This window comes from Bariatricus sp. HCP28S3_D3 (genome assembly GCF_052065755.1).
GTDB lineage: Bacteria > Bacillota > Clostridia > Lachnospirales > Lachnospiraceae > Allocoprococcus.
This window is the reverse complement of record NZ_JBQHTK010000054.1, coordinates 1-10051: the sequence shown is the minus strand read 5'-3', so window position 1 is coordinate 10051 and position 10051 is coordinate 1. Positions and strand designations below refer to the sequence as shown.

Genomic DNA, 10051 nt, shown 5'->3' with positions numbered 1-10051 from the left:
GGCAGAAAAGAACCGCGGGGCACGCGGGGATAGCTTATTGATACTTAGCCCTATCGGGCTATTGAGTAAGAAGCCCCTACTTCAAAGCTTTAGGGCTTAAGTAGTGGGAGCATGTCACAATAGTAACTAGAAAGAAAAATGGCAGGTATTTTAAGGGAGGAGTTTATTATGGGCGATAAGATACTGGTGACACAGGCGTTGGACGAAAGAGATCTTCTGGTTAAGAAGATTGATGATAAGATTGAAAAAGCAAGTTTTGTTGATACGATCAAACCGAATGAGGATAAAGTCTACGAAAAGCGTGTAGCCAAAGAAGTCTATGCAAAGGAAGCTAAAGCGGCATATCAGCAAATTATGGATCTGATAGATCGTTTTCAGAAACTGTCAGATTTGGAAGAAAAGCGGAGTACACTTCTTGCGGAACTGGATACACAGATCAAGGTTTCAAATGCAACTACGTTTATTGAAATGGCATAACATAACGATAATAATGCGTGTAATCGTAAAAATGTGTCTACATTATGAAAACTTCAAACTCAGCTTCCCGATAACAGGGGCAATATTTATTGTTTTTACATTACTGGACCGTAAATTGTGAATTGATAACTCTTTTGACTTGAACTGTATTTAGTGTATAAAGAACTTTTGTTCAGGCATAGAATTGTGCCGAAATCCATGTGTAAGGTTATAGTGATAAGCTGATTGACTGGAAGACATCCTCATGGCTGTAATGCAGGCATATAGACTACGCGCAAAGATAATATGAAATGATGCTTTTTTGGAAAATGGCTGGCTTTTGATGAAGCTGGCCGTTTTTCAACAGAAGGAATGAAAGGGACAACAGAAAGAGCCTGAATCGTAACGAATGCACTGGAATCGGGGGTGTTACGGTGTATAATATAAATTAATTAGGACAGGGAAAGAGGAAGAACCATGAAAAAGCGAAAGAAGATTGAAATTATTACAAAAGCAATTACTGAAATAGGGCTATGCCGCTGTTCCTTTTCGTATAGCGAGGACTTTTTTTATTATTATCCAAATGAAGTAAATAAAAAATTTTTTTTGGGACAAACTGAAGCAGATTTTCAATTAGATGGCTATTGTATACGTAAAATGTCACAACTTAAGAAAGTTGAGGTTAATACTAATAAATGTAATGAGATTAATAAACGATATGGTATTACAAGAGGTATTAAGGCACCGGATATTGATCTGTCTGATTGGAGGACAATTTTTGATTCCTTAAAAACGAAGGAGCAATTTATTATTGTGGAAGATGAAATTCATGGAGAGTTTGCTATTGGCGTAGTTGTCAAGGCGAAGAAGAATAAACTATTTCTCAGGGCGTTTGATGCAGATGGAGTATGGTATGATGATATACTTAAGATTCCTTACTCTACTATCACAAATGTAGAATGGGGAACAAGATATTCTGATATGTGGGAAAGGTATATGAAGGAAAGACCGTAACCGTCGGAATTTGAATATGCTAAATCTACGGGAAAGAGTGTATGGTACCCGGAATAAAGCAAAGTATTTGTGTTACGGTGAGAGTTGAATCCCGGTTAATGTGAATTGATTTTTACGAAACTCCAGAATGCCTTCGTCGCGCATACGTCCCAGTTCCTTGGAGAGGGCGCTTCGATCCAGGTTCAGATAATCTGCCATTTGCTGGCGATTAAACGGAATTCGAAACGTAGTTCTGCCTTCCTTAACGGCCTGATAGGAAAGATAAGTCAGGATGCGGGCACGTGTTGACTTGGGGGTGGTACAGAAAATGCGGTTTGAAAGTACCTGATTTTTCTGTACACAGGCATTCAGGATGTTTTTCATAAACTTTCTTTGCCAGGAATCATTCGCATACAGCGGATCTGTAAGAGCACTCAGATTCAGAAACAGAACCTCGCAGTCTTCGGCAGATACGACGTCTACCATTAAAGGCTCCCGGCTGAGCGCATAAGTTTCCGCAAAAATATGACCGGCAGAAACGTTGCTCAGGATGCTGCGATTCCCCCAGAGATCATTGATTTCAATATTGACACTGCCACGCATCACGATACCGGCATCGGATATCATTGAGCCTGCATGGAAAATGACGGCATTTTTTGCGAAAGATGCCTGATGCATGCATTGGATAGTCTGCATTTTCTGCCATTCAGTATCATTAATTCCCTGAAAAACAGGTGATAAAAATTTCTCCATGAATTCTCCTTTTGTGGTTATAACCACCGAATTTTTGATTTGATTATAGTATAATCCAAACAGAAGCACAAGGAGGACAAAAAATATGATCAGAAGAATTATACAAATTGATGAAGATAAATGTAATGGATGCGGTGCGTGTGCAAACGCATGTCATGAAGGGGCCATCGGCATGGTGGATGGCAAGGCAAAACTTCTTCGGGATGATTACTGTGACGGGCTGGGGGATTGTCTGCCGGAGTGCCCGACCGGTGCAATTACGTTCGTGGAACGTGAGGCGGCGGCTTATGATGAACAGGCCGTATTGGCGAATAAGAAGAAAAAAGATGAAATGGCAAGGTCCGTTTCCTGCACTTCCAGACTTGCCCAGTGGCCGTGCCAAATCAAACTGGTTCCGGTAAACGCGCCGTATTTTGACGGTGCAAATATACTGATTGCGGCGGATTGTACGGCATATGCCTATGCAAATGTGCATGAAGAATTTATGCGCGGAAAGATCACGCTGATCGGCTGCCCGAAGCTGGATTCGGTGGATTACAGCGGGAAACTGACACAGATTTTTGCAAATAATGATATTTGCAGTGTTACCGTACTGCGGATGGAAGTGCCTTGCTGCGGAGGATTGGTGATGGCCGCTAAGAAAGCGCTGCAGGCTAGCGGGAAATTCATTCCGTGGCAGGTCGTTACGATTTCAACGGATGGAACATTATTGAGCCCAAGTGTATAAGAAAAGCTCCCAGCAGTTCGGATGCAAGATAAATAAGTCGTCCGGCGGTCTGCCCGGTGACTAGGGCGATATCCGCAAAGACAATCTGCTGCATATGATAGTAAGGACTGACGTAAAACATGTTGATGAGTCCTTTGGTATGTAAGGCCATATTCAGCAATGTGGCAATTCCAACTAACAGAAGAAAGAGGGTACCCGGAAGCAGGAAATCCTTTGGAAGGGAACTGTTTCTTTGGGTAAATATCAGAAAGAAACCGAGATAGATTAGAAGAAAGTGCCAGAGGTAGCTGTGTAGTGTGAGTACAGGCAGATCATAGTGCATGCCACTGGTATCGGCAAATGCGAAGATTCCTCCGAGAAGACCGAAATCAACCATAAAATTAGCCAGTACTTTGCGGAGACCCAAGAATTTCTCAGAGAGAAGACAGTATAAAGGAAGCAGATACATTGGGATGCTGCAAAGCTGGAATGGGAAATACCACCAGTCATAGGTACAGTCGTTATTTATGAACAAAAGAATCTGCTTGACCAGCTCTGAGAGCGGGAACAGTACAGCAAGAAAAACGAGCAGTTGCTGCTGGATATTATCGGAGAAGTGATGAGACTTCCAGGCCAGTGTGATGGCAAGTATGCTGCCGATAAGAAATATGTACATTTTTAATCATCTCTTTTCTTTCATTGTGTTAAGAGTTATATCTGCTATGTGCAATTCTGCCTTGATTATAGTATAATCAAGACAGAAACACAAGGAGGCGGTTGGCTTTGGGAGAGCGTAGAAAAAAGCCTTTTAAAGCGCTAACCGGAAGCTTGAATTGTGATAAGAAAAGAGCAGGAGAATGAGAAATGGGACATTTTTATTTTGTTCGCCACATCAGTAAATGCATCAACGATTCGCGCAACCATCATCATCAATCCCACCAGGCCGCTGGAAACACCCATTACATCGGTATAGAATTTCATCAAAAACATGGATGAAAGAATAAAAATAAAATTCCCCGGCGGAAGTTGTACAGAGTTCACTGCACAGACCCCGACGGGGAAAATTTATGCTTCTTTTATTTGGCTGTCATATAAGTGTCAAGATTTTCGAATTGATCCAGATAGCTTACAGCGTCCTCGTACTGGTTAGACTGAAGTGCTACCCGGATGGTATTGCATACGCAGCGTTTCAGCTCGCGGATATCCAGAGTTCCTTCATCCAGTTCTTTGCGGATGTTCTCGTGGTCAGCAGGATCTCCTGGCATAACCATATCGTTTCCGGCACGCATACATCCTGAAGCGGTACAAATGCCTGCAGTGGAATCTGTGGTAGTAGTCCAGTCTGTCATGATCGCTCCTGCAAATCCCCATTCGTCTCTGGCGGCTTTTGTACAAATATCATAGCAGTTCGCGGCATGGACACCATTGATGAGATTATAGGAGGTCATAATGGACATTGGCTGAGAGTTTTTCACAGCGATTTCGAATCCTTTCAGGTAGATTTCGCGAAGCGTTCTTTCGGAAATCACACTGTCAGATCCCATACGGTTATCTTCCTGGTTGTTGCATGCAAAATGCTTGATAGTGGTTCCGCATCCCGCTACCTTCTGTACACCAAGAGTCATGGCGGAAGCCATCATACCAGAAAGGAGCGGATCTTCTGAATAATACTCAAAGTTTCTACCGCAAAGAGGATTCCTGTGGATATTCATACCTGGTGCCAGCCACAGAGTTACCTCAAACAGTTCCATTTCATGTCCGATCATTTCGCCTATTTCTTTGATAAGCGGCAGGTTCCATGTCTGGGCAAGAAGGGTTCCCACAGAAATAGCAGTACAATACTGGTGATATGTGGTGCCTCTTTTTCCACGTTTAGCTGCAAAAAATCCACCTTCCAGTGCTTCCATCAGATCACCGGCTTCAATTTTTCCTTCAAATACTTGATAGGTCTGTTTCAGACGAATACCGGCGGGGCCATCTGCAAGCACGATACTGGCTACATTCCAGGGATCCTTAGCTGCTATGGAAACAGTCTCAGCTGCTGCACCCGGAACGGTCTGTCCTGCGGAACCAAATTCGCTCTGTCCGGAATTTACATCTCCCGTTGCGAAGGCAACAAGCTGATCCAGGGACAGGCTTTCGGTAATATCTCCTGCTTTACCTGGTAGTTTATCCGGAATACCGGAATACGAAATGGTTTCTGATGGAATATCGGAAGCCTCCAGTTCGATTGTCGGAAGCTTATCTGTCATCGCAAGCCATGCAGCTTCTTTTTCTTTCATTTTTGAAATATCTGGAATCATCTCTTCCAGTTCCTGCTTTTTCTCACATATATGTTCGCACTGTACCATGCACGCGTCCTCATCCAGCTTCAGGGAACCGATTAGTCTGGCACTGTCAAGAGAATTTCCCACCCAGATACCATAGGCTCCTTTTTCCAGAATCCATGCGGCCTGGTCTTCGTCGTAGGAAGCCATCTGGTAGAGGGAAAAGGAGATTTCCAGGCTCTGGCTCTCTCCGGGAGACAGAAGACGAGTTTTTCCAAAACCGGCAAGCCTGCGGTATTCTTTTGCCATTTTGCCCTGTGGGCAGGATACGTAGATCTGAGCAACTTCTTTACCGGAATATATGGCACCTGCATTTTTTACATTTACGTGGACGGATACCATTGGATTTGACGTTCCCATACCATTTACAGCGATATCTCCGGCATTCATCTCAAATTCCGTGTAGGAAAGTCCATGGCCAAAGCAGTAACGTACCGGTACGTCAAATGTGTCAAAATAGCGATATCCTACATAAATTCCTTCTTTATATTCCTCCTTGTAAACATCGCCGCTGTTATGGCTGAAGAAGGAAGCATTGGGATAATCTCCATAAGTCAGTGCCCAGGTATCGGTCATCTTTCCCGAAGGAGTGACATCGCCGCTGATCACATCAGCAAATGCATTTCCACCTTCCTGACCGGCCTGCATAAACTGCAGAATGGAACGGATATTGGAAAATTCATCTGTAAATCCAAGGTCTACAAGACCGCCGGTATTGATTACCAGAACTACATCCTGATAAGCCTCACAGACCTGGGTAAGCAGTGATTTTTCTTCTGCTGTGATCAGATAATCGCCTTCAGACACGGATCGGTCTGCATTTTCACCGGCAATTCGGCTCAGGACAAAAATTGCGATGTCAGCTCCATCTGCCCGTGCAGCTTCTACATCGATGGCACTTCCGCAGGGCATCTGAAACTGCGCTGCGGAGTAGGCACGAAAGAAATTATTGTCATATTCCGGCAGGCTTTTGAAAATCTTATCCCTCCAGTTTTCTCTTGCCTGAATATACTGAGCATCATAGTCATCTAGCCATTTTTTGCTGGTTACTTCATAGCCTGCATTTATCATACCCTGATAAATATTTACACAGTCACGTTCATTTACATCACCGGATCCGGTGCCACCCTTGATGGTTTTGATCGCACCGGCACCGTAAAGTCCGATTCTGATTCCTTTCGGCAAAGGAAGAAAGTGCTCATCATTCTTTAAAAGAACGAACCCTTCGGCAGCAGCCTTTCTGGCTAATTTGCGATTTTTTGTCTCACGCTCAGTCACAGCATCAGATGTAGTACCTGGAAACAGACGTTTTCTGAGTTTCATAATAACCCTCCGATCGTATATATCATTTTCATGGTTGTATTTTTCAGATATCTTGATTATGAAGTATATATGTGTTTTTTTCTATTCATTTTTTTGACTATTTTTTGGTTGATATTGATATTTTTTGATTTATTTCTTAAAATATAGAAAGAAAATATTGTCAGAATTGACATACCATAGAGAAGAAACAGGAGGGAATGCTATTATGTCTGCTTATACCTATGAAATGGTCCGTGAAAACAGCCGGTTGCCTGTGCATTTTTCTTATGTACAGGAACCGGCCCACACTATTTTGGCCCACTGGCATGAATATCTGGAAATTCTTCTTATTGTTTCCGGAGGGATGACTGCGGTTATTCAGGCAGAAACTTTTGAACTGTCTGCAGGTGATATCCTGATCATTAATTCCAAGGATATCCATATGACCCGTACCCATGGAGATACGACCAGTTATATTCTTCTTCAGATTTCCGCCCGATATCTTCAGCAGTTCTTTCCAAATTTTGATGTACTCCATTTTGGTACATGGATTCCTGCCGGAACTGCTCTGGAAGGTTCGACCTGCGCACCAACGCATTATCTGATGGAAATGCTGGACATTTACCAGAAGGAAGAGGATGGGTATCCGCTTCTCTTTACTGCCAGACTTCATGATCTTTTGTACTGTCTTTACAGATATGATTCTTGCTGGCTGGCATCGGATGGTCAGAAAGCGGCTCACCGTGATATTTTGCGGCTCACCCAGACAATGGATTGGGTGGGAGAGCATTATCGGGAACCGCTGACACTTGATGAAGCTGCCGGAAATCTGGGACTGAGCCGGGAATACTTCTGCAGGATTTTCAAAAAATATACGGGACAGACCTTCCTGGAATATTTAAATGCTGTCCGTGTTATGCGCTTTCATGATGAGCTGATTTATTCCAATGACTCCATCACCAATCTGATGGCAGCCCATGGGATCAGTAATTATAAGATTTTTCTTAGAACGTTTAAAAAGATTTATGGAGATACACCGCAGAGAATGAGGATGTGAATGGACGAAAGCCAGACACGTCTATACACTTCGTATAAACTGATCCACATAAAACAGTGCAGTACCTATAGCTGGAGTATATTGTCCATGGTTACCAATCAAAATCTGAGGTCTGTCAAGCGGAAAAGGAGAAGCAGAATTAACATTTTTTAGAAGTATCTGAATATCTTCCTCGGTGAAAAATGGTGCCAGATATCCACTGATAATGATCGGTGCATCCACAATCATATTTATATTTTTTATGGCAAAGGCCAGATGTATCAGATAATCTTCCCAGAGTTGTGTAAGATGGGAAGATTTTTTTTCGCGAAGAAGTGGGAAAAATTCTTTTGCAGTCATACCGGCAGACTGCTCCAGGGAATTGGCGGAGCAGAAAGTTTCCAGGCATCATCTGTTTCCACAGTAGCAGAGCGGTCCATTCGGATCGATACACATATGTTCAATAGTTCCGCTGTGCATGAAACTTCCCTGATGAATCTGGTGGCTGGTGATGACAGCACCGCCCATATTACGGTTTAAGAGCAGAACCACCGCACTGTCCAGTTCCGGATGATTCCATAATTCCAGAAAAGCAGCAGATTTGTTTCATTGCCACGGCCAGACCGTGTGGAATGTTGAAAATAAGATTTGCGGAGTTACCGAAAGTCCGCTTACAGAATATGGCCGTGAGCAGGCCAGAAAAACCGGCCGTAAGATTATTGCCGAAGAAATTCAAGCAGATGAGATTCTCTGCTCACCGCTTAGTCGGGCCGCAGATACTGCTCAGCTAATCTCCGAAATGACAGAGATTCCATGCAGAGTGGAACCAAGATTGATTGAGCAGAACTTTGGTAAGTGGGAGTCCACCCCACGTGACGGACAGGATTTCAAGAAAGCTAAAGAATTTTTTGCCTGCAATCATGAGGGCGGTGAATCAACATTACGCCTGGCACAAAGAATCTATAATTCGCTTGATGATATTAAGGCAGAGTCGGATGAAAAGACTTATATTTTGGTTGCACATAACGGGATTGCAAGAGTGGTTCAGTCTTATTTTACAGACATGACCAATGAAGAATATGCTGCATGGGGCGTGAAGAACTGTGCGGTGATTCGGTACGATTTCTTGTGCTAATATTTTCAACCACAGGTTTATTCCCATTTTCAGGAAACTGTGGTATACTATAATGTTAACGTATAGTTTTGGTTTGTACTGCAGTTGCAGTGATGGAAGGAGAGTTGCTCATGCATATACTACCGCAGCGACCATATCCGGAACCGTGAAATCAACGGATACTTATACCTACGGAAACAGCGCATGGAAGGACCAGCTTACCGCTTATAAAGGGCAGACGATCACCTACGATGCCATGGGCAACCCGCTCAGCTACCGCGGAAAGACGATGGAATGGGAACAGGGAAGACGGTTAAAGAAGATCACAGGAACCAACCTGACCCAGACCAACAGCTATGATAATGACGGAATCCGTACGAAGAAAGTGGTGAACGGCGTCACTACGGAATTCTACACCAGCGGATCTGCCATCCTGGCACAAAAAAGCAGTGACGGAACCAGACTGGACTTCCTGTACGATGACAAGGGAAATCTCTTTGCGATGGAATATGCAGGAGAGAGATACTTCTACCAGAAGAATCTCCAGGGAGATATCACCGGACTCATTGACAGTACAGGAACGGAGGTAGTAACCTATACGTATGATACTTGGGGAAAACTGCTGAGTAAAACAGATGGCTCAGGGAATGGACTGGCGGAAAAGAACCCGTTTAGGTATAGAAGATATTATTACGATGCGGAAGTAAGCCTGTATTATGTATCCAGCCGGTATTATGATCCGGAGACGCGCAGATTTGTGAATGCGGATGATGTGAAAGTTTTGACTGTAGAACCGGGAGAGATGACAGAGAAAAATCTGTATGCATACTGTAATAATAATCCGGTAAACTTTCAAGACAAAGAGGGAGAATTTGCACTTGCGGCGGAAGGTGTTTGGCTGACAGCTAATATTTTGGTAAATGTAGGAGTTTCATTCTTGGCAGCGCAAGTGGTAGGACAGAAATTTACTTTGAAAGATGCAGCCGGTATAGCGGTTGCTACTATAGTTAGTGTGGTTTGTAAGAAGGCCCTGTTAGGTGCGCTGGCCGGTGCGGTTATAATGGGAGGATCGACATTTATATTCAGCATGGATAATGGAGCAAGTAAGAAAAATGCTCTTATTAATGGAGTAACGGCTGCAGCGTGTTCATTTATAAGTATAGGTACCTGTATGGATGCGGCTAATGTGGGAAAAACTGGTTTTACATTGGTAGAGAAAGCATTGTTTGGATTGGAAAATGGTTTGATTTATTCTAGTGTGTTGACATACTGATATATAATCAAATTAAGCTGGTAAATACAGCCGTTTTGATATATACTAAAAAAAAACGGCGGTGATCCCTATGGCAAGACCTAGAAAATAT

General features: G+C 43.3%; 11 protein-coding genes and 1 pseudogene. 6 read left to right on the top strand and 6 right to left on the bottom strand.

The features are described 5' to 3' along the window. The first annotated feature begins 168 nt into the window (after window positions 1-168). Both ACTNB3_RS17240 and ACTNB3_RS17235 read left to right on the top strand, forming a co-directional pair. On the top strand, window positions 169-477 hold the full coding sequence (locus ACTNB3_RS17240; RefSeq protein ID WP_441027157.1) for a hypothetical protein: 309 nt from the start codon (window positions 169-171) through the stop codon (window positions 475-477). Between the two features lie 456 nt (window positions 478-933). Then, entirely contained in the window at window positions 934-1470 is a 537-nt protein-coding gene (locus ACTNB3_RS17235) for a hypothetical protein (RefSeq protein ID WP_427808708.1), read from the top strand. A 72-nt stretch (window positions 1471-1542) separates the two neighbouring features. Here ACTNB3_RS17235 and ACTNB3_RS17230 read toward each other — a convergent pair whose 3' ends face one another. Beyond that, entirely contained in the window at window positions 1543-2202 is a 660-nt protein-coding gene (locus ACTNB3_RS17230; RefSeq protein WP_427808709.1) for a Crp/Fnr family transcriptional regulator, read from the bottom strand. Between the two features lie 85 nt (window positions 2203-2287). Between ACTNB3_RS17230 and ACTNB3_RS17225 the strand changes: the two genes are divergently transcribed. Continuing rightward, the gene (locus tag ACTNB3_RS17225; protein ID WP_427808710.1) at window positions 2288-2929 is read left to right on the top strand and encodes an ATP-binding protein; all 642 of its coding nucleotides are present in this window, start codon (window positions 2288-2290) and stop codon (window positions 2927-2929) included. Here the strand turns inward: ACTNB3_RS17225 and ACTNB3_RS17220 are convergent. The 3 genes and pseudogenes from ACTNB3_RS17220 to ACTNB3_RS17210 form a co-directional block, all read right to left on the bottom strand. Next, on the bottom strand, window positions 2886-3584 hold the full coding sequence (locus ACTNB3_RS17220; protein WP_441027155.1) for a TMEM164 family acyltransferase: 699 nt from the start codon (window positions 3582-3584) through the stop codon (window positions 2886-2888). The genes ACTNB3_RS17225 and ACTNB3_RS17220 overlap by 44 nt on opposite strands. Window positions 3585-3796: 212 nt before the next feature. Then, window positions 3797-3922 (bottom strand): annotated as a pseudogene (locus ACTNB3_RS17215) (MFS transporter); the annotation flags it as partial. Between the two features lie 62 nt (window positions 3923-3984). Continuing rightward, window positions 3985-6558: a glycoside hydrolase family 3 C-terminal domain-containing protein gene (locus ACTNB3_RS17210; protein ID WP_427808712.1), complete on the bottom strand. Its 2574-nt coding sequence runs from the start codon at window positions 6556-6558 to the stop codon at window positions 3985-3987. Between the two features lie 205 nt (window positions 6559-6763). Between ACTNB3_RS17210 and ACTNB3_RS17205 the strand changes: the two genes are divergently transcribed. Beyond that, complete coding sequence (locus ACTNB3_RS17205) at window positions 6764-7594, top strand: AraC family transcriptional regulator (protein ID WP_321069885.1); 831 nt, start codon at window positions 6764-6766, stop codon at window positions 7592-7594. 21 nt (window positions 7595-7615) lie between these two features. On the opposite strand, the gene ACTNB3_RS17200 is transcribed toward ACTNB3_RS17205, so the two are convergent. Together ACTNB3_RS17200 and ACTNB3_RS17195 are read right to left on the bottom strand one after the other, a co-directional pair. Further along, window positions 7616-7933, bottom strand: coding sequence for a hypothetical protein (locus ACTNB3_RS17200; RefSeq protein WP_441027153.1), 318 nt, complete (start codon window positions 7931-7933; stop codon window positions 7616-7618). Window positions 7934-7981: 48 nt separating this feature from the next. After that, window positions 7982-8101, bottom strand: coding sequence for an ROK family protein (locus ACTNB3_RS17195; RefSeq protein ID WP_441027159.1), 120 nt, complete (start codon window positions 8099-8101; stop codon window positions 7982-7984). Between the two features lie 73 nt (window positions 8102-8174). Between ACTNB3_RS17195 and ACTNB3_RS17190 the strand changes: the two genes are divergently transcribed. Both ACTNB3_RS17190 and ACTNB3_RS17185 read left to right on the top strand, forming a co-directional pair. Further along, window positions 8175-8708 carry a histidine phosphatase family protein gene (locus tag ACTNB3_RS17190; protein ID WP_441027151.1) on the top strand — a complete coding sequence of 178 codons (534 nt, stop codon included), beginning with the start codon at window positions 8175-8177 and terminating at the stop codon, window positions 8706-8708. A gap of 52 nt (window positions 8709-8760) precedes the next feature. Continuing rightward, window positions 8761-9960 carry an RHS repeat domain-containing protein gene (locus tag ACTNB3_RS17185; protein WP_441027149.1) on the top strand — a complete coding sequence of 400 codons (1200 nt, stop codon included), beginning with the start codon at window positions 8761-8763 and terminating at the stop codon, window positions 9958-9960. Window positions 9961-10051 lie beyond the last annotated feature (91 nt).